Genomic DNA, 18,444 nt, shown 5'->3' with positions numbered 1-18,444 from the left:
AAATAGACCGGATTTTGGTCGTTCAAACTTCCAAAAAAGCGCCCTTCTGGGAAAAATTTTGTCTGGCCCAGGCTTTTGCTCCGAGGTTTTTCTTATCGTATAGCGCGGCACCAAAGTCGTGACGTCAAAATCCTAAGGCCGAGATCACGTCTTCCATCCCGGAAGCGGATTATCGGCTTAAGGAAAAAACGGATGATTTCGTCGTTTGTTCGTAGTTCGGATCGAGTAACCCTGGTGGAGCAAGCGGATTTTGACCCGTTTGCCGCGTGGGATGAAGATGACCCCGGTGTTGAGCTCTTTCTCGAGGCTGAGTTGGAAATCGACCAGTTCGCGGCCGGGCGCCGATGTTGCAGGAGATGCTCTCGCCAGAGCCTGCGCTGTGCTCCTGAGTCTTACCGAGGTTTCCACCTCGGATGATGAGGCATTTCAACGAATGCTCCTTGACCTTGGGCCCAAGACTCCGCCGCGCTCCATTGTGCCCATGCTAGAAGACCTTAAACGAAGGGTCTACGCCGGCATGAAGCTGATTCCCCCTGTCGCATTGTAGGTGGCCAAAGGCTGCCCGTTCCTTTTAAGCGGATCTGGCAGCCTTACTCGAAGACGGTGACAATCTATACTGGATTCACATTCCGTTAAGTGGGTAGGAACCTCATGAGATCGCCGCTATCGTTGCTGCTCTCAGCCCTAGTCGCGTAAATATCCACCCCCGTCATGACTAAAAGCCCCACGCCCGCAGAGAACGCAACGCCTGAATCGTCTCGCAAGAGTGATGCCGAGCCCAGGCGCCCGCGCAAGTACAAGTTGGAAGGCCTCATGGCAGAGATGCCCGAGGGCGTTCCCAGGAATCCCGAATGGGAAGAAATGCCTCCCATGGGGCGAGAAAAGCTCTGATCGGCCTCACCCGTTATTCGGCTGTTGGCGTTTAATCCATCAAGCACCACCACCGCAACCAGGGCCTAAATCTTGGGTATGCGAATCAAAATTTGCTGGATCGATTCACGACGGTCGCGCGCTCATCTGATACGCGGCTTCGAGGATTGGAATCGCCCAGTCAGGCGTCAATCTCGCCTCGTCCAGGTTTCCCGGAATTAGAATTTCTTTGCCCGACATGTAGAGCAGCAACTTTGGCTCAGGAATGGGTTCACCGACTTTCACGTCGTGGCTGTTGTCGTACACCCGGAGCTCGTGCAGGTACGGAATCAGGGCGATGAGGTTTAGCACCGATGTGCGATAGCGCTGTCGAATCTTCTCTTCTGCAATGGCGTGGCCTCCCTGGCTGACGCGCAATTTCACTCGGGCAATGTGATGCTCGGGAGATTGCAGGCCACAGAACCAAATCATGACATCATGAGTGCTCGATGCGGCGGCAAGCTTTGCGGAGATAGTGAACCCGCCCAAGGTGGTCTCGAAAGCAAAGTCCTGGCCACGCTCAATTGCCTGATCAAGGCGCCTTACCCCTTCACTCCAGGCGGCAGCATTCGCTTGCTCTTGATCGTACCCATAGCCATTCACCAATTCTCGGGCAAAGCTATCAGGGTTGTACCAGGCTAGGCCAGCTTGCGTGAGTTGGTGGCCGCCAATAGAGCTTTTGCCGGCGCCATTGACGCCCGCTAATACGTAGAGAACTGGGCGGGAGATCAATAGGAGGATCCAGACAGGACGGCACCAGCCAGCGGGGCGGGCTTTTTCATCAGGTTGCGAAGACGGTTATTAGCGTCGGGGGCCTGTAATTTTTGCAGACGCTCATCGAATTGTCGGCGCAATTCAGCGAGTGGATCGGGCTCAGCGGCTTTAGCCCTCTGGGCAGCCTGCACCAGCTGGGTGTACTCATCCACGGACAGGATGACCGCTTCTGGCTGATTATGGTTGGTGACCAACAATCTACCGTGCGCAGATAGTGCGCGCATCATCCCTCGCCAGCCTTCCTTTTTTACAGAAGTCGCCGGAGCGACTGGCAGGTCATCAATGGCCGGTTCGCGGCTATCGGCCGAAAATGCGGTTTTCAGCGTGGCTGGGGATCCAAACGCGTTCATGGTGGGTTCCTGACTTTAAAGATATACCCAATATACCCAATTTACCCATTATGGGCAATATAGAGCGCTTCCAGGGGGACCTAGTTGAGGCATACGCCCCTTCGGGGTCGAACCCAAGCCGGTCAGCGGCCATAGGATTGGGGTTATGCTGTGTTTTTATCCAGTTTTGGTCATAACCAAACCGGTGCCCCTTGCCGCGCTCGATTGCGCGCTGTTTATGGCGGAGACCTCGGTGCCCGCCGGCGTCTTTCCTGTTTCGGGTCAAGGGCCAGTCAATGACCGGCGCCGGGATCTACGACGGTGACGCGCTGATTGTCGATCGCTCGATGGAGCCTGCCCACAACCATATCGTGGTGGCTGTGGTCGATGGTGAATTCACCGTGAAGCGCCTCTATCACCGTAGCGGGGTCGTGCGCCTGATGCCAGAGAACCCAGAATTCGAGCGGGCAAGCCCGTCATCGTCCTATCGAACAATGACGGGGCGGTTGTCTCACGCAGCAATGAGGCCAAGGCGCTCGGCATCAAATCAGCCGCCGTCTCCGCGAATACTCATTCCCAACTTTGCGAGACCTATTTAATAGGCTTATCAAGATTCGCGCGGCACCGCCGATCATGCCCAAACACCAAGAATCACCGCCCGCTTAGGGATACGACAACAAGCGTGGCGCCAAGTCTTCCGCCACCCGACGCAAACACTGCTCCAGCGCTTGGGCGGCGGGTGATAGCGAACGATCCCGTCGATGCAGGATGCCGATCTCGCGACGTGCCGATTCATCATAGAGCGGCGTGCATACCAGGCCCGAGAGATTCAACTCGGGCAACGCCAATCGGGGCAATACGCTCACGCCCAGACCCTGTCGGACCATGCCGGCGGCTGTGCCCATGTTGGTCACGTCGTAGCGCAAGCCTACCCCTGCGGGCAGCGTTTCATCTTGCACCGCGTGATCGAATTGCCAGCGCGCGCTGGAGCCGTGGGACAGCAATATGAGGTCATAGCGGATAACGTCGCGCCATTGCGGCCGCGCCACGTGCTGTAGCGGATGCCCTACCGGATACACGGCGCAGAAACAATCGTTCATCAGCCGAGAAAACGACAGATCGGGCGCGGGATCGGTCAACGTCGCCACGGCGAATTCGATCTGGTTGGTGCGCAGCATGGCAATCAATTCATCATTGTGGGCCTCCTGCACACGGACTTTCAGCGCGGGGTGCTCGCGGTGCAACGCGCCCACCGCTGCAGGCATGAGCGTCAATGCGCTAGACGGTAGCGCACCGAGCACAATGTTGCCGCGACGCTTGGCCGCCAGATCGGTGAGGCTGCGATAGGCCTCTTCGAGGTCAGCGAGGGGACGTTGTATGCGAGCGTGAAACTCGTGCCCGGCCGAGGTCAATGCGATATTTCGTGTGGTGCGCTCGAATAAGCGTATGCCCAGGACGTCTTCGAGGTCCTGAATCAGAAGCGTGAAAGAAGGCTGAGTCACGCCGAGGCGGTTCGCCGCATGGGTGAACGAGTTGCTATCGACGGCCAGCAAAAAGGCCTTTAATGGACGATATTTGATATTGATAGCCATGTCCTAATTATGGTCCATAAATTCCAATTTGTGCCTATTAGTTCAGACGGCGCATTATCTAGTCCTGCGGCAGCCGGTGCCATGACCGCTGCGGTGCGCGCCTGACCGTGACTCGGTCGATGAGAAAAACAGATGACTGGCGATCCCGCCAGAATAAGGAGAGAGGCATGAAAAGTTGGAAAAGCTTCGCCGCCATGATGTTGGCCAGCGCAATCGTCGGGCCCCTCGCCCAAGCGGCGACCTATCCGGATAAACCGGTCACGCTAATTGTTCCCTACCCGCCTGGCGGCGCCACGGACGTTGTCGCGCGCCTCATCGCGCAACGGCTGTCGGACGATTGGAAACAGCAAGTCGTGGTGAACAACAAGCCCGGCGCTGGGACCACCATCGCCGCGGAGTTCGTGGCCCGTTCGCCGGGCGACGGCTATACGCTGTATGAGACCACCGCGGCCCATACCATCAGCGCAAGCCTGTACTCGCGCCTGAATTACGACCCGATCAAGGATTTCGCACCGGTCACGTTGACGGTGACGATTCCGCTGGTACTGGTGACCGCGCCCGGCGTACCGGCGAAGAACTTGCAAGAGCTGATCACCTACGCCAAAGAATCGCCAAACGGTGTGACGGTCGCCTCGACTGGCAACGGCACACCGCAGCATTTGACTGCCGAGCTGTTCAAGGAAAAAACGGGCGCCAAGCTGGTCCATGTGCCCTACAAGGGTGACGCGCCGATGGTCACCGATCTGATGGGCGGCCAGGTGCAGATGGCGTTCGTCACCTTGTCGGCGGCGCTGCCGCATATCAAGTCCGGCAAGCTGAACGCGATCGCGCTGGCGCATCCTCGCCGGGTCGAGGCCATTAGCAATGTGCCGACTATGGCCGAGGCGGGTATGCCGGGCTTTGAAGCCGCGACGTGGTTTGGACTGTTCGGCCCCGCCAGTTTGCCGAACGACATGCGTCAGAAGATCTACAAGGATGTCTCCCGCATTGTCGCGCAGCCGGATGTCACGAAGATGCTGCAGGACATGGGCGGTGACGTCAACAACAGTTCGCCCGAGGAATTTCAGAAATTCATCAACGCCGAGGCCGCCCGCTGGGGCGAGGCCGTCAAGCTTTCCGGCGCGCGTGTTGATTGATCCTCTCCTCTCCTGAATCGACAGAGACTCGTATGACGATTGAAGAAGAAACACAGTTGCTTGCGCGGTGCGCCCAGATCGGTGTTAGCGCCTGGTCCGACGCGATGGATGAGTTGGGCATCCGCGGGGTGACGCAGGGTATCGTGCAGCGGGCCGGTACGGGACGCATCGCCGGGTTTGCCGTGACGGCGCGTCATGCGCATGGCGAGTATGGGGATTTCGATCGCACGGAATTCGCGGTGGGCCGTCTGGTCGAGGCCACCGGCCCCGGCAAGGTGCTGATGATCGATGTCGGTGGCGCCCCGATCTCGACGTTTGGTGGCAATGCCTCTATGGCAGCCGCCAGACGCGGGGCGACCGCGGTGGTGATCGATGGCGCTTGCCGGGATGTGGACGAGATTCGCGAGGCCGGACTGTGGATGGCCAGCCGCTGGGTCGCGCCCACGACGGGCAAGACGCGGCTGAGCTTGCGATCCATGGGCGAGCCCGTGACGATTGGCGGGATACGAGTGGAACAGGGTGACCTGGTCGTGGGCGATGACACCGGCCTGGCGGTGATACCCAGATCTCAGTTGGCCGATCTGCTCGCGCGTGCCGAAGCCATACTGAAAGTCGATGACCAAGTGGCGCAAGGCATACGCGATGGGCTGACGTTTGCGCAGGCCGCCGCCTCTGCCGGTTATATCCCCGACCGGCCCGGAGCGGCTGGATGAGCGAGCATTACGACATTGTGCAGGTGGCGTCGCTGGGCCCCGCGTTCGACGAACGTCTGGCCCGACGCTACCGAGTCCTGCCCGTGTGGCGCGACCCGGAGGGGTTGGAAGGCTACGGCCCCGACCTCACGCGCCATGTGCGGCTGGCCGTGACGTCGGTGCGACGCGGCTTCACGCGGCAGATGTTGGAACGTCTGCCCGGACTGCAGGCGATCTGCAGTTGGGGCGTGGGATATGACACGCTCGACCTTGAGGCGGCGCGGGAGTCTGGCGTGCAGGCGAGTAACACCCCGGGTGTGCTCGACGCCTGTGTGGCCGACTTGGCGTGGGCACTGTTATTGGCGACCGCGCGCCGTGTGGCGGCGGGCGATCGCTATGTCAAAAGCGCGCAGTGGCGCGCGCTGGGCGAATTTCCGTTGTCGATCAAGGTCTCGGGCAAACGGCTCGGTATTCTCGGTCTGGGTCGTATTGGCCATGCCATTGCGCGGCGCGCCATGGGGTTCGATATGGAGGTGCGCTATCACAGCCGTCATCCCCGTGCCGATGCTGGCTACACCTACGAACCGCAGTTGCAGGCTTTGGCGCAGTGGGCGGATTTTCTGATCGTTGCCTGCGTGGGTGGGCCCACTACCTACCGGATTGTGGATGCGAACGTCATCCGCGCGCTCGGGCCGCGCGGCATTCTGGTCAATATCTCGCGCGGCAGTGTGGTGGATCAGGCGGCATTGGTGGCGGCGTTGCGAGCGGGCGAATTGGGTGGCGCGGGCCTGGATGTCTTGGAATCCGAGCCCTCGACGGCCGAGGAATTCAAGGCCATGGATCAAGTCGTCTTGATGCCGCATGTGGGCAGCGCCACGGATGAGACGCGCGAGGCCATGAGTCAGTTGGTTATGGACAACGTCGACGCCTGGCTAGCGGGCAAAGGCCTGTTGACCCCCATTCCCATTGCGGGGCAAGGATGAGTTCCCGCCGCGATGCCGGGCTGTTGGCCGACTTGCGCCTGCTGCTCGGTGCCGAGCATGTATTGACCGGCGCGGACGCAGCCCCCTATCTGACGGACTGGCGGCATTACACGACGGGACGCGCGCTGGCCGTGGTGCGGCCCGAGTCAACCGAGCAAGTCGCAGCGGTGGTGCGTTTATGCGCGGCGGCCCATCTGCCCATCGTGCCCCAAGGCGGCAACACCGGCCAGGTCGCTGGCGCCACCGCGGACACGAGCGGGCGCGCTGTGGTACTGCTCCTGCAGCGATTGCGCCGCATACGGGCGATCGATACCGAGAACGACACCATGACGGTAGAGGCCGGCTGCATTTTGCAGGAGGTCCAGCAAGCCGCCCGCGAGGCGGATCGATTGTTTCCGCTCTCACTCGGAGCACAGGGGTCCTGCATGATCGGGGGGAACCTGGCGACCAACGCGGGTGGCACCCAGGTGCTGCGCTATGGCAACGCACGCGAACTGACGCTGGGGCTGGAGGTCGTCACGCCGCAGGGAGAGATCTGGAATGGACTGCGCGGGTTGCGTAAAGACAATACCGGCTACGATTTGCGCGATCTGTATATCGGCAGCGAAGGCACCTTAGGCGTCATCACGGCCGCGGTCCTCAAGTTGTTTCCCCTGCCCCGCGCGCGCCGCACGGCGATGCTGGCCGTGGACTCGTTAAGCCATGCGCTTGCGGTGCTGAACCTCGCCCGTGCCGGCTTCGGAGCTGCATTGACGGCGTTCGAGGTCATGTCCGTGGACTGCCTGGATATGGTGGTGCAGACGTCTCCGCATTTGCACCTGCCGGTGCAAGCCCCGCCGGGCGCCTGGTACGCCTTGCTGGAGCTCTCCGATGCCGAAGGTGAGGAACACGCGCAAGCCCGTTTCGAAACGGTGTTGTCGCATGCGATGGAAGTAGACATGCTGCGCGATGCGGCGGTGGCGAGTTCGCATGCGCAGACGGAAGCCTTCTGGCAGTTGCGCGAAAGCATTACGTTGGCGCTCGCCCAAGCGGGCCGTTGTATCAAGCACGACATCTCCTTGCCGGTATCGCGCATTGAGTCCTTTGTGTCAGAGACCGACCGGGCGCTGGCGCAAGCGTTTCCCGGCGTACGTATGCGGGTGTTTGGCCACTTGGGAGATGGCAACTTGCACTACAACCTGCTGCCGCCCGTGGACCGCGATCCTGCCACCGTGCCGGACTTGGAGCATGCCATCCAGGCCCTGGTGCACGAGCGTGTGCATCTTGCGGGCGGCTCCATCAGCGCTGAACAGGGTATCGGTCAGCGCCGGGTGAGTGATCTGCAACGCTACAAAGACCCCGTCGAAATGGACCTCATGCGCCGGGTGAAACAGGCGCTGGATCCGCAAGGAATGATGAATCCCGGAAAAGTCCTGGCTTGACAGGCTGAAACGCCGCCGTAGAATCTGTGCTTGATAACAGAACAATTGTTCTTCTACACAGAACGAACAAACGGAGGCAATATGACCGTAGGGACCTCGCCGGGGCATGCCTTGGCCGAGCGGTTTAGCCGTACTGCATCGAACTATGCGCGCGAGCGAGAGGCTTTTGATGCAGATATGCTGCTGCAGTTCGGAGACGCCAAGCGCCTGGTGCGGGTGCGCGGCGGCGTGGTCACCGACATCGTCATACCGGTGCGGCCCCTGCAATCCTGGGATTTTTCGATCTGGGGTTCGGAACAGGCGTGGCGGTCTTATTGGGAGCCCCTCCCCCAACCGGGTTGGCATGACATCCTGGCGTTGAGCAAACGCGGTGAAATGCGTATCGAAGGACGGCTGCAGCCCTTGATGGCCAATCTGCAAGCGATCAAGGATCTGCTCGCGTTGCCACGCGAGGCGCGCGCATGACAGCGAAGATCGAACCCATCGTGGGCCGATATGTCACGTTTGACATCGCTGGCACCGCGCACCGTGTGTATTTCGAGGAAGCAGGCAGCGGTATACCGCTGGTGTGCTTGCATACGGCCGGCGCGGATGGTCGGCAGTATCGTCACATCCTGTGCGACGAGTCCATCACGAGTCGTTATCGCGTCTTGGCGTTTGACCTGCCCTGGCACGGCAAGTCTTATCCACCCGTGGGTTGGCAGGATGCACCGTACCAACTCACCACACAGCGTTATCTGGAGACCATCCTGGCGTTTTGCGACGCGCTCGAATTGGAGCGGCCTGCGTTAATGGGATGTTCTATCGGGGGCCGTATCGTGCTCGAACTCGCCAATCGACATGCCGACCGTTTTCGCGCGCTGATCGGGGTGGAGGCGGCGGATTTTCAGGAGCCTTGGTACGACACCGCGTGGCTGCATCGGGGCGATGTCCACGGCGGCGAAGTTTGCGCGGCACTGGTGTCCGGATTGATCGCGCCGCAGGCGCCCGCCGAACACCGTCACGAGACGCTGTGGCAGTACATGCAAGGCGGACCCGGCGTGTTCAAGGGCGATCTGCATTTTTACCGCGTGGATGCCGACCTGCGCGGCACACTCCACGGTATCGACACCGCGACTTGCCCGCTGTATCTGCTGACCGGCGAATACGACTTCTCGTGCACGCCTGAGGACACATTGCGTACGGCTGATGCCATTCCCGGTGCGCGAGTCACGATCATGCGCGAGCTGGGCCACTTTCCCATGAGCGAACACCCGCGGCAGTTTCGCTCTTATTTGATGCCGGTTCTGGACGAGATCGAGCAGCAGTAAACCGCGCCCTGCGCGACACAACACAACAACGAGGAGACTGACCATGAAAACATTGACCACCACCGTATTGACCACCGGATTACTGCTTTCTTTTTCGGTGCACGCGCAAGAGACGCTGAATATCGGCGCCTTAGTAACCTTGTCAGGCCCCGGCGCGGCCTGGGGACAGGGGATGAAAAACGCGGCGGAGCTAGCCGCCGACAAGGTCAACCAGGCCGGTGGACTGGAAGTCGGCGGCAAGAAATATCAGGTTCGTGTCATCCCGTACGACGAAAAATACCAAGCCAACGAGGCCATGACCGCTGCCAACCGACTGGTGTTCGATGACAAGGTCAAGTACATCATCGGCCCGGTGGGTTCGGCCTCCGTGCTCGCGATACAGCCCATTACGGAAAAAAACAAAGTCATGGTGATGACGCTGGGCTTTACCACGCATGCGTTAAAGCCCGATCATCCTTTTACTTTCCGTCCCAACGCGACCACCGTCGAGATTTCCAAGCCGCAGATCGAGTGGCTGGTCAAGTCTTTGGGAATCAAAAAGGTCGGCGTGCTGTTTCCCAACGACGAAACCGGTCAGCAAGCGGCTCGTGACCTGGAGCCCGCCTATAAAAACGCCGGCGCGCAGTTATCGACCAAGGAGTTCTTTGAACGCGACCGCGTGGACTTCGTGCCCATCCTAACACGCATGATGGCGCAAGGCATCGACACGATCGAACTTGGAGTGAACTCCCCGGCCACGGCTGGCATGATCGTCAAACAGGCGCGCGAACTGGGCTTTGATGGACGCATCGTGCGCACTGGTGGTCCCGCCACGCAGGACATCGTCAACGTGGCTGGCAAGGAGGCCACTGAAGGGATGTTCGTGCATACGCCAATCAACCCCGAGCTGGCGTCGGTGAAGGCCTATATCGAGCTCTACAACAACAAATATAAGACGCCGATGAATGGCTTTAGCCCGTCTTTCTATGATGGGACGACGATGTTGCTCGAGGCGATGCGTCGTGCCGGGACAGTCGACGACACCGATAAGGTACGCGCCGAACTGGAAAAGCTCTCCGATTTCCCGGGCGTGCTTGGCACGTTGAACTGGACCGGTAAGGACGTATATGGCATTAACCATCAACTGGGTGTGCCGTTCTACGTCGCCGAGGTCAAGGATGGCAAGGAAGTCATCCGCGCCGCCTGCACCGTCTCCGGTTGCCAGTGAACGAGCGAGGCGACCCAAGTGAACTGGAGCGTTCTACTGGCGCAGGCGACGGTCAATGGCTTGATCGTCGGGCTGCTTTATCTGCTGATGGCGGTGGGTTTCACGTTGGTGTTCGGGGTCATGCGTATGGTGAACTTCGCCCATGGCGAGTTCTACATGCTGGGTACGTTCGGAGCCTACATCCTGACGACCCAGGCTCACCTGCCCTTTTTGGCCGCGGTGGGCCTGACATTCCTGGGCGCCGTGGTTGTGGGCGCCATTCTGGAATGGGGGGTGTTAAAGCCGTTCCGAAGGGACGAGCTCAATGGCATGATCGTCACGATAGGCTTGGCCATCGTCTTGCAGAATCTGGCGCTCATGTTCTTTGGTCCCGATCCCTTGTCCATGCCGTCTATCGCGCGTGGCGCCACACGGTTGGGTGCGGTGGTGATTCCCAACTCACGGATTTACGTGGTGGTCTTCGCCCTGGTCGTATTGGTGTTGCTCTATGTGTTCCTACGCCACTCTCGCCCGGGACGGGCATTGCGCGCCGTCGTGGAGGACTTTGAAATCGCGTCCATACAAGGCGTGCGCGCCCGCATCTACTATCCGTTGGGGTTTGGCATAGGTGTCGGGCTGGCCGCCGTCGCGGGGGCACTGATGGCGCCGCTGTTTTCCGTGTCGGCGTTTTCCGGTGCGACCCCCCTGCTCAAGGCGTTCATCGTGGTGGTGCTGGGCGGCCTCGGAAGCATTCCAGGTGCCGTCGCTGCGGGGCTGTTGCTGGGTCTGGCCGAAAGCTACGCCGGGTTATTGATCGGTGGCAGTGCGGCCGACATGCTGATTTTTGTCATCGTGATTTCGATGCTGGTGTTCCGGCCACGAGGCTTGTTAGGCAAAGGGGAGGCCTGACGCATGACCCCAACTCAATCAACAGGCGCGCGAAACGTGAGCGCGCCGGTGGGCCTGCGCGCACTCGGGTTCATCGCGTTCGCGGCGATCCTGATCGCACCGTGGTTCGCGGGTAGCTTCGCGCAGCATCTGGCCATCATGGCCTGCCTGAACATGATCGCGGTCACCGGACTGGCCATCATCAGTCGTTCCGGCCAGCTATCCTTTGCCCAGGCGGCGTTCGTGGCGGTCGGGGCGTATGTCTCGGTCCTGACGGAACGTGAGCTGGGTCTGAATCTCTGGTTGGCCGCCCTCCTAGGCATCGTGGCGGCGGCGGTGTTGGCCGGCGTGCTGGGCGGGATCATCCTGCGGCTGAAGGGTGTGTATTTCGTGCTGGTGACTTTCGCATTCGGCGAGCTGATGCGTCTGAGTCTGCTGGATTGGTCCGGCCTCACCGGAGGCGCCAATGGCATCACCCGCATCGCGCCCATAGAGTTGTTCGGCCTCGTGCTGGACACGCGGCCGAAGTTTTACGCGTTTAGCGTGGCGGTCGTGTTGCTGGTGCTGGTGGCCTTCCGTGGCGTGTTTCGCAGGCCGCTGGGGCACGCGATCGATTCCATTGCCGAAAATCCCGCGCTGGCGGAATCCACCGGACTGAGTGTCTTTCGGCTTCAGGTGCTGGCCTTTATCGTGGGCTGCGGGCTCGCGGCGTTAAGCGGCGTGCTACAGGCCCGCTATATCGGCTACATCTCGCCGGAGTCGTTCAATACGGGTGTGACCATCGGGTTTCTCATCATGCTGGTCATAGGCGGACGGGCGTCGGTTTGGGGGCCATTTATCGGCGCGTTGGTGATGACGCCGCTGCCCGAGCTATTCCGAGGCGCGGTGCAGACGCAGTATGTGTTCTATGGCGCGGCGCTGATTCTGATCATGCGATTCCTGCCGGGCGGACTGGCGAGTCTATGGCAGCGTTATGCGGGCCGAAAGGAGAAACAGTCATGACCCAGCCTTTGCTGCGAGTCGACAATATTACGCGGCGTTTTGGCGGGCTTGTCGCGCTGCGCGATCTGTCATTTTCCGTGGCCGCCGGGGAACTGGTAGGCCTGATCGGCCCAAACGGTGCGGGTAAGACCACCGCGTTTAACGTCATCAGCGGGACAGTGCCGCCCTCTTCCGGCAAGGTGCTGTTCGACGGTCGGGATATTTCGGGCGGCCCGCCCAGCCGGGTGGTCGCGCTGGGTCTCGCGCGCACTTTCCAATCTACCTCGACCTATCCGGAGGCGACGGTCGCCGAAAACGTCTACCGGGGACTCCTGTCGCGCATATCGGGCTCGGTGGTGAATCGCCTGAGCGGTCGGCACGATTGGCTTTTACAGCCGGATGGCGTCGAAACCGAGATCAATAATATCCTCAAAATCACCGATCTTTTTGCCTGGCGCGACGCGATGGCGGGCAGTCTGGCGTATGGCTTACAGAAGCGGCTGGGCATTGCCGTGTCGCTGGCGGCGCGCCCACGCATGTTGCTGCTCGACGAGCCAGCGGCCGGCTTGAACCACGAAGAGTGCAACGAATTGGCGCGTCTGCTCAGGCGTTTGCATCAGGAATGGGGGCTGACGATGCTGCTGGTCGAACACCACATGGCGCTTGTCATGGCGCTGAGCCAGCGCATCGTAGTGCTGGTACAAGGAGAGAAAATCGCCGAAGGCTCGCCTCAAGACGTGCGCGACAATCCGGCGGTGGTGGAGGCCTATCTGGGAGCGCCCGACTATGCCCATGCTTGAGGTTCGCGGACTCACCGTCCACTATGGCGCGCTCGAGGCCGTGCGCAATATCGACTTCACGGTGGAAACGGGGCAGATTGTTGCGTTGATCGGGTCCAATGGCGCGGGCAAAAGCACCACGCTCAAGGCCGTGATCGGCTTGGCCAACGCGGCATCCGGCGTCATTCAGTTGGAAGGCACCGACGTGACGCGGCGTGGTCCGGCGGCCCGCGTCGCGGCGGGCCTGTCCTTGTCGCCCGAGGGACGGCGGCTGTTTGCCCGCATGAGCGTGCAGGAGAATCTCCTGGTGGGTGCACACGGCGTACGCAGCGCCAGTGTGATTCGACGCAATCTCGAGGAAATCTACACCTTGTTTCCCCGCGTTCTCGAACGCCGCGCGCAGCTGGCCGGCTCGTTATCGGGCGGCGAGCAGCAAATGGTGGCGATAGGCCGCGCACTGATGTCAAATCCCCGCCTCTTGATGTTGGACGAACCGTCGTTGGGCATCGCGCCCAAGGTGGTCGCTGAAATCGCGGCCGCCATCCAGCGGCTGAACACCGACAACGGGATGTCCATCGTGGTCGTCGAGCAAAACGCGCGACTGGCGCTCAGGCTCGCGCACCACGCTTATGCGCTGGACCATGGCGAGATCGTGCGCGCGGGCCAGGGAGCGGAGCTGCTGGATGATCCGTTTGTCCAGAAGGCCTATCTGGGGATTTGAGCCGCGTCTGGGCGTCTCGCACGGACGCCCCGTCCGAGCGAACACGCCCTGCCGGGTATTCATAGTAGCTCCCTAATAATTCTATATAAATTCCAATTTGAGTCTATGAATCAGCCGGCGCATCATGATCGCCCGAGAACACGACATAGCCCGCGAGACAGGGTCCATCATGAAAGCTTCCTCCATCAAGCCTTTCCGTATCGGCGCCGAATGGCGCCACGCCTCTGACGAAACGCAGATCTTGACCTCCATCAATCCGGCCGATGGCAGTGTGGCCGGCTGGGTCACGCGGGCGACGCCCGCCGATGTCGATGCCGCGGTGGCGGTGGCGTGGGAGGCGTTTCATCACCAACCCTGGCGTCATCTGCGCCCCGATCAGCGCGCCACGACCTTGTATGAAATCGGCCGGCGTCTGACTGCCGAACGTGAATTTCTGGCTCGCTTGCAGATGATCGACAGTGGCAAGCCCTGGAAAGAGTGCCTGCATATGGTCGATGCCGCAGCGGGCCATTTCCGGTATTACGCGGCGGTTTGCGAGACCTGGCAGAACGAAGTCACTTCGCCGCGCGGGGAATATTTTTCGATGGCGTTGGCCGAGCCATTCGGGGTGGTGGCATGTATCACTCCATGGAATTCGCCGATCATGAATGAGGCGCAAAAAGTCGCGCCCGCGCTGGCGGCCGGCAATGCGGTCTTGATCAAGCCATCGGAGGAAACGCCCCAGTTGGCGCTGGAGCTGGCGCGCATCTGCGGTGAGGCGGGCTTGCCCGAGGGGCTGGTGACTGCCCTGCCCGGTTTGGGCGAGGATGTCGGCGCCGCGCTCGTACGCCATCCGGGTGTGCGCATGGTGTCATTCACTGGTGGCACGGAGACCGGCCGCGCGATTGGCGCCATCGCGGGCCAGCGCCTGATTCCGGTGGGCCTGGAACTTGGTGGTAAATCTCCGCATATCGTGTTCGACGACGCTGACATCGAGCGCGCCGTGGCGGGGGTGGCGTCGGGCATTTTTGGCTCTGCCGGACAAAGCTGCGTAGCGGGCTCACGATTGTTCGTACAACGCAGTATTTATAAGCGTTTCATGGATCAGCTGGTCACGTTCACGCGCGAGCTGCGGGTGGGCCTGCCGGATGATGCCAATGTGCAAATGGGCCCGCTGGTGTCCCAAGGTCATCGTGACAAGGTCGCTGGCTATGTAGATCTGGCGCGCGCGGAAGGCGGTACGGTATTGATCGGCGGCGACCGACCACGGGATGCGCGTTTGGAACGCGGCAGCTTTTATCTGCCCACCATTATTGACGGCTTGACGAATCAAGCGCGTGCCTGCCGCGAAGAGATCTTTGGCCCGGTCCTGGTGGCGCTGCCGTTCGACGACGAGGCGGACGTCATTGCACAGGGCAACGACACGCCGTTTGGCTTGGCCGCTGGGATGTGGACGGGCGATTATGCGCGCGCCTGGCGCGTGGGGCGCGCCTTGGAGGCAGGCTCCATCTGGATCAATACCTACAAACAATCGCATATCGCCACGCCCTTTGGCGGCTTTAAGGACAGTGGTATTGGCCGCGAGAAAGGCCTGCACGGTCTGCGTCTATATAGCCAGGTCAAGAGTATGTATTTCGGTATGCACGCCCAGCCGATGGGTTTGTGATCCCCGGACACACCGCTATTTACGTAACCAACGGATGACTTCTATGAGTCGCAAGCAGATTGCAATTTATGGCCTGGGCAATATGGGCTATCTCGTGGCCGAGCGCCTCGCGCGCCAGTTTTCCCTGCTGGTGTCAGACCTCGACGCTGCGCAAACACAGCGCGCCACGCGCGAGCTCGACGCCATCATGATCGCGCAACCCCAAGACGTCGCGCAGGCCGAGGCGGTGGTGCTGTGTTTACCCAGCCCGTCCGCGTCACGCGCCGTGCTGGAACAGATCGGGCCGTACTTGTCGCCAAACCAAGTTGTGATTGAGACCAGCACCGTGAATCCGGCCGATGTCCAGGCTTGCGAACGGATGTTGGCCGCCAGCGGCGCGCGCATCATTGATGCGTCGATTCTGGCGGGAGTCAGCCAGATGCAGGCGGGTACCGCCACCTTGCTGCTTGGCGGCGATGCCGCTGCCATCGAGGCGTGCCGACCTGCGCTGGATGCGATTGCGGCAAAGCAAATTCATTTCGGACCGGTCGGCGCAGGTGCCGCGGCCAAGGTCATTAACAATGCGGTCGCGCATGCGGTCATGATCGTGGTCGCCGAGGCCGGCTCGATGGCCACGGCCTCGGGTGTGAGCTGCGAGAAACTGATCGGCCTGCTATCGGATCCGCAGATGGGTCTGCACCGTCCGTTGACGCATCGCTATGCCGAGCGCGTCGTGCAAGGCAACTACGAGGGCGGCATGCCGCTGGAGGCTGCGCGCAAAGACTCGACCCTGGCGCTGCAATTGGCCCATTCGTTGGGCGTGCCCTTGTTCGCCATTCAAGGGTCGCACACAGTGTATGAAATCGCGGCGGCGGCGGGCTATGGACGCGACGACTACGCCGCCATCGCCAAGCTATGGGCCGACTGGGGACGTCCGGCCGTTCCTGATTGACATCTCATCGCGCTGCGCGAGTCGCCTGATATGCACGGCGAGAGCGTACGCGACATGAAACCAATACCGAGGTGTTATGGGCAAACTGTTGCGCGCAGCCGGCCACGTTCTTCGTTGCACAGTGGGAAACTCCTATGTCACATGAGACCGCTTCAGCGCACGGTGCGCTGCCTCCCTCCTCGTCGCCCGCGGCCAGCGCACGTCGAGCGCGCCGGCTGTACCACGCCTATTCGATCGAGTCGCTGCGTGATATCGCGCAGCGCACGCTGCCGCGCGCGGTATTCGATTTCTACGACGGAGGGGCCGAAGATGAATCGACGCTAAAGGCGAACCGGGCGGCCTTTGCCCGGCACGCGATACTGCCACGCTTTCTGGTGGACGTATCCCGCATCGACACGACGATGAATCTGCTGGGCAAGCCCGTGTCCATGCCGCTGGCCGTCGCCCCTACCGGCGCGATTGGCTATGGCTGGCCGTTTGGCGATGTGGCCATCGCCCGCGCGGCAGGCGCGGCGGGTCTGCCCTATGCGCTACCCACCTCCTCGACGTCGTCAATCGAGCGCGTGGCGCGCGAGGCGCCTCACACACGGCTATGGTTTCAGTCGTACATGTTGCGCAAGCGTGATTTCACGATGGGCTTGATTCAACGCGCCCGCGATGCCGACTACGAGGCGCTGATTATCACCATCGATATGCCTACCGGCGGAAAGCGCGAGCGGGATATGCGTAACGATTTCGGGCTGCCGTTTCGATTCTCCGCGCGTAACGTGCTGGACTTTGCCAGTCGTCCCGGATGGGTGGCGCGGCTGGCGCGTAGCGGCATGCCGGTACTCGAGAACATGTTGGGCTTCGTGCCGGACACGCTCCATACCTCTACCATCGCCTCCTCGGTCGGGAAAAACTATGACCCCGCGTTTAACTGGGATGACCTGGCCAGGATCCGCGAAGTGTGGCCGCGCCGCATGCTGGTCAAAGGGGTGCTGCACCCAGACGATGCCGCGCGCGTCGCCGATCTGGGTTGCGATGGGCTGGTCGTTTCAAACCATGGAGGCCGGCAGCTCGATGGGGCGCCGGCGGCGTTGGATGCCTTGCCCGCCATCGTACAAGCGGTGAGCGGACGGCTCGACATTCTCGTGGACGGCGGCGTGCGCCGCGGGGCGGATATCGTCAAGGCCCTCGCCTTGGGCGCACAGGCCGTAATGGTGGGCCGACCCCTGCTATACGGCGTCAGCGCCGGTGGCGAAGCGGGTGCTGCGCGAGCGCTATTCCTGCTGCGCGAAGAGCTCCTCCGGACGATGCGGCTCAGTGGGATCGCCTCGATCGGCGACATCGGGCCGCACGTGCTCGCGCCGTTTGCCGCTCGGTAATCTGCCGGCGCTTGGCGCGCGGGACGAGCCTACTTCGAGCATCACGCTGATTGTCCCTTTCGGCACGGGTCAACCGCGAGAGCCGGTCATTACCCCGGCCAGCGGCCGCCCAGAGATCGCGTGGCGCGCGCCGCGCTGTCCTGTAGCAGCTGGGACATCTTCTTGATCGCGGCGGCGGTAAAACGCTCTTTCGGCCCGGACAGAGAAATGACGCCGCGAATCTCGTCGTCGGGACCGAACACGGGGCTGGCAACGGCCGCGCAACTGGGGTCGCGTTCGCCCATGGAGGTGGCTACCAAACCCGCTGCGTCCGCACGCTCGCCAAGCACGCGATAGGCCGTGAGCAGTTTGCCCGCGGCACCTTTATCCAAGGGCAGCAAATCGCCCGCGCGGATGCGATCCAGCGTGGAATGCAGGGAATCGATCCGCAGCAGGCAAATGCGCGACTGCGGATCGTGATAGGCGTGAAAGGAGGCGCTCTCCGTGCCCTGATCCACCAATGCTTGCAATATCGGTTGCAAGACATCCGTCAGGTGGTAGGCGGCCTCGTATGCACGTCCCAACTGGTGCGCGTACAGGCCCAAGGCATACCGCCCATCTGCCCGCCGCACCACCAGATTGGATCTCTCCAATGAGGCAATCAGACGCAGCAAAGTGCTTTTATAAAACCCCGTCACGCGTGACAGGTCAGCGAGACTGATCGGCTCGGTCGTCTGGGCGATGGCGTCGACAATGGCAAGGGCCCGATCGACGGCGGCTACGCCATCGACGGATTCTGGAGGGGCGGTACGGCTCATGAG

The 18,444-nt window shown here is 61.4% G+C and carries 18 protein-coding genes and 2 pseudogenes; 16 read left to right on the top strand and 4 right to left on the bottom strand.

From position 1 onward, the window contains the following. Window positions 1–996: 996 nt before the first annotated feature. Both GOQ28_RS01850 and GOQ28_RS01845 read right to left on the bottom strand, forming a co-directional pair. Window positions 997–1,641, bottom strand: coding sequence for a zeta toxin family protein (locus tag GOQ28_RS01850; RefSeq protein WP_202109595.1), 645 nt, complete (start codon window positions 1,639–1,641; stop codon window positions 997–999). Beyond that, a complete protein-coding gene (locus GOQ28_RS01845; RefSeq protein ID WP_160355200.1) occupies window positions 1,638–2,033 on the bottom strand; it encodes a type II toxin-antitoxin system Phd/YefM family antitoxin in 396 nt (131 codons plus the stop codon). The genes GOQ28_RS01850 and GOQ28_RS01845 overlap by 4 nt, the downstream gene beginning before the upstream one ends. 275 nt (window positions 2,034–2,308) lie before the next feature. On the opposite strand from GOQ28_RS01845, the pseudogene GOQ28_RS01840 reads away from it, so the two are divergent. Both GOQ28_RS01840 and GOQ28_RS01835 read left to right on the top strand, forming a co-directional pair. Next, window positions 2,309–2,419, top strand: a pseudogene (locus GOQ28_RS01840) (LexA family protein); the annotation flags it as partial. Between the two features lie 50 nt (window positions 2,420–2,469). Then, window positions 2,470–2,574 (top strand): annotated as a pseudogene (locus GOQ28_RS01835) (Y-family DNA polymerase); the annotation flags it as partial. A gap of 100 nt (window positions 2,575–2,674) precedes the next feature. Here GOQ28_RS01835 and GOQ28_RS01830 read toward each other — a convergent pair. Continuing rightward, window positions 2,675–3,604 (bottom strand): LysR family transcriptional regulator, encoded by a 930-nt coding sequence (locus GOQ28_RS01830; protein WP_160355199.1) that lies wholly within the window; start codon window positions 3,602–3,604, stop codon window positions 2,675–2,677. A gap of 167 nt (window positions 3,605–3,771) precedes the next feature. Here GOQ28_RS01830 and GOQ28_RS01825 point away from each other — a divergent pair, with 167 nt between their 5' ends. The 14 genes from GOQ28_RS01825 (at window position 3,772) to GOQ28_RS01760 (ending at window position 17,644) form a co-directional block, all read left to right on the top strand. Continuing rightward, on the top strand, window positions 3,772–4,740 hold the full coding sequence (locus GOQ28_RS01825; protein WP_160355198.1) for a tripartite tricarboxylate transporter substrate binding protein: 969 nt from the start codon (window positions 3,772–3,774) through the stop codon (window positions 4,738–4,740). A 32-nt stretch (window positions 4,741–4,772) separates the two neighbouring features. Then, complete coding sequence (locus GOQ28_RS01820) at window positions 4,773–5,453, top strand: RraA family protein (RefSeq protein ID WP_160355197.1); 681 nt, start codon at window positions 4,773–4,775, stop codon at window positions 5,451–5,453. Next, on the top strand, window positions 5,450–6,415 hold the full coding sequence (locus GOQ28_RS01815; RefSeq protein ID WP_160355196.1) for a 2-hydroxyacid dehydrogenase: 966 nt from the start codon (window positions 5,450–5,452) through the stop codon (window positions 6,413–6,415). Before GOQ28_RS01820 ends, GOQ28_RS01815 begins: the two co-directional genes overlap by 4 nt. Continuing rightward, window positions 6,412–7,836, top strand: a complete 1,425-nt coding sequence (locus GOQ28_RS01810) for an FAD-binding oxidoreductase (protein WP_160355195.1) — start codon at window positions 6,412–6,414, stop codon at window positions 7,834–7,836. Before GOQ28_RS01815 ends, GOQ28_RS01810 begins: the two co-directional genes overlap by 4 nt. A gap of 81 nt (window positions 7,837–7,917) precedes the next feature. Beyond that, complete coding sequence (locus GOQ28_RS01805; RefSeq protein ID WP_160355194.1) at window positions 7,918–8,301, top strand: hypothetical protein; 384 nt, start codon at window positions 7,918–7,920, stop codon at window positions 8,299–8,301. Continuing rightward, entirely contained in the window at window positions 8,298–9,146 is an 849-nt protein-coding gene (locus GOQ28_RS01800) for an alpha/beta fold hydrolase (RefSeq protein WP_160355193.1), read from the top strand. The genes GOQ28_RS01805 and GOQ28_RS01800 overlap by 4 nt, the downstream gene beginning before the upstream one ends. Before the next feature lie 43 nt (window positions 9,147–9,189). After that, entirely contained in the window at window positions 9,190–10,353 is a 1,164-nt protein-coding gene (locus GOQ28_RS01795) for an ABC transporter substrate-binding protein (protein ID WP_160355192.1), read from the top strand. 18 nt (window positions 10,354–10,371) lie between these two features. Continuing rightward, a complete protein-coding gene (locus GOQ28_RS01790) occupies window positions 10,372–11,241 on the top strand; it encodes an ABC transporter permease subunit (RefSeq protein ID WP_160351241.1) in 870 nt (289 codons plus the stop codon). Between the two features lie 3 nt (window positions 11,242–11,244). After that, on the top strand, window positions 11,245–12,222 hold the full coding sequence (locus tag GOQ28_RS01785) for a branched-chain amino acid ABC transporter permease (RefSeq protein WP_160355191.1): 978 nt from the start codon (window positions 11,245–11,247) through the stop codon (window positions 12,220–12,222). Beyond that, a complete protein-coding gene (locus tag GOQ28_RS01780) occupies window positions 12,219–13,001 on the top strand; it encodes an ABC transporter ATP-binding protein (RefSeq protein ID WP_160355190.1) in 783 nt (260 codons plus the stop codon). The genes GOQ28_RS01785 and GOQ28_RS01780 overlap by 4 nt, the downstream gene beginning before the upstream one ends. After that, complete coding sequence (locus GOQ28_RS01775) at window positions 12,988–13,701, top strand: ABC transporter ATP-binding protein (protein ID WP_160355189.1); 714 nt, start codon at window positions 12,988–12,990, stop codon at window positions 13,699–13,701. Before GOQ28_RS01780 ends, GOQ28_RS01775 begins: the two co-directional genes overlap by 14 nt. A gap of 169 nt (window positions 13,702–13,870) precedes the next feature. Further along, complete coding sequence (locus tag GOQ28_RS01770) at window positions 13,871–15,346, top strand: aldehyde dehydrogenase (RefSeq protein WP_160355188.1); 1,476 nt, start codon at window positions 13,871–13,873, stop codon at window positions 15,344–15,346. 43 nt (window positions 15,347–15,389) lie between these two features. Then, window positions 15,390–16,277 (top strand): NAD(P)-dependent oxidoreductase, encoded by an 888-nt coding sequence (locus tag GOQ28_RS01765; protein WP_202109594.1) that lies wholly within the window; start codon window positions 15,390–15,392, stop codon window positions 16,275–16,277. Between the two features lie 134 nt (window positions 16,278–16,411). After that, window positions 16,412–17,644 (top strand): alpha-hydroxy acid oxidase, encoded by a 1,233-nt coding sequence (locus GOQ28_RS01760; protein WP_160355186.1) that lies wholly within the window; start codon window positions 16,412–16,414, stop codon window positions 17,642–17,644. Between the two features lie 89 nt (window positions 17,645–17,733). On the opposite strand, the gene GOQ28_RS01755 is transcribed toward GOQ28_RS01760, so the two are convergent. After that, entirely contained in the window at window positions 17,734–18,441 is a 708-nt protein-coding gene (locus GOQ28_RS01755; RefSeq protein WP_160355185.1) for an IclR family transcriptional regulator, read from the bottom strand. Window positions 18,442–18,444: the final 3 nt, after the last annotated feature.

It is taken from the genome of Bordetella sp. 02P26C-1, from assembly GCF_009763255.1.
Taxonomy (GTDB): domain Bacteria; phylum Pseudomonadota; class Gammaproteobacteria; order Burkholderiales; family Burkholderiaceae_B; genus Bordetella_A.
This window is presented reverse-complemented; position numbering and strand designations above follow the sequence as displayed.

Bases quoted from the DNA above. Each gene is read 5' to 3' on its own strand.
- GOQ28_RS01770 (WP_160355188.1), top strand. From the start codon at position 13,871: ATGAAAGCTTCCTCCATCAAGCCTTTCCGTATCGGCGCCGAATGGCGC.
- GOQ28_RS01800 (WP_160355193.1), top strand. From the start codon at position 8,298: ATGACAGCGAAGATCGAACCCATCGTGGGCCGATATGTCACGTTTGAC.
- GOQ28_RS01815 (WP_160355196.1), top strand. From the start codon at position 5,450: ATGAGCGAGCATTACGACATTGTGCAGGTGGCGTCGCTGGGCCCCGCG.
- GOQ28_RS01755 (WP_160355185.1), bottom strand. From the start codon at position 18,441: ATGAGCCGTACCGCCCCTCCAGAATCCGTCGATGGCGTAGCCGCCGTC.
- GOQ28_RS01760 (WP_160355186.1), top strand. From the start codon at position 16,412: ATGTCACATGAGACCGCTTCAGCGCACGGTGCGCTGCCTCCCTCCTCG.
- GOQ28_RS01810 (WP_160355195.1), top strand. From the start codon at position 6,412: ATGAGTTCCCGCCGCGATGCCGGGCTGTTGGCCGACTTGCGCCTGCTG.
- GOQ28_RS01805 (WP_160355194.1), top strand. From the start codon at position 7,918: ATGACCGTAGGGACCTCGCCGGGGCATGCCTTGGCCGAGCGGTTTAGC.
- GOQ28_RS01780 (WP_160355190.1), top strand. From the start codon at position 12,219: ATGACCCAGCCTTTGCTGCGAGTCGACAATATTACGCGGCGTTTTGGC.
- GOQ28_RS01830 (WP_160355199.1), bottom strand. From the start codon at position 3,604: ATGGCTATCAATATCAAATATCGTCCATTAAAGGCCTTTTTGCTGGCC.
- GOQ28_RS01795 (WP_160355192.1), top strand. From the start codon at position 9,190: ATGAAAACATTGACCACCACCGTATTGACCACCGGATTACTGCTTTCT.
- GOQ28_RS01820 (WP_160355197.1), top strand. From the start codon at position 4,773: ATGACGATTGAAGAAGAAACACAGTTGCTTGCGCGGTGCGCCCAGATC.
- GOQ28_RS01775 (WP_160355189.1), top strand. From the start codon at position 12,988: ATGCCCATGCTTGAGGTTCGCGGACTCACCGTCCACTATGGCGCGCTC.
- GOQ28_RS01845 (WP_160355200.1), bottom strand. From the start codon at position 2,033: ATGAACGCGTTTGGATCCCCAGCCACGCTGAAAACCGCATTTTCGGCC.
- GOQ28_RS01785 (WP_160355191.1), top strand. From the start codon at position 11,245: ATGACCCCAACTCAATCAACAGGCGCGCGAAACGTGAGCGCGCCGGTG.
- GOQ28_RS01825 (WP_160355198.1), top strand. From the start codon at position 3,772: ATGAAAAGTTGGAAAAGCTTCGCCGCCATGATGTTGGCCAGCGCAATC.
- GOQ28_RS01765 (WP_202109594.1), top strand. From the start codon at position 15,390: ATGAGTCGCAAGCAGATTGCAATTTATGGCCTGGGCAATATGGGCTAT.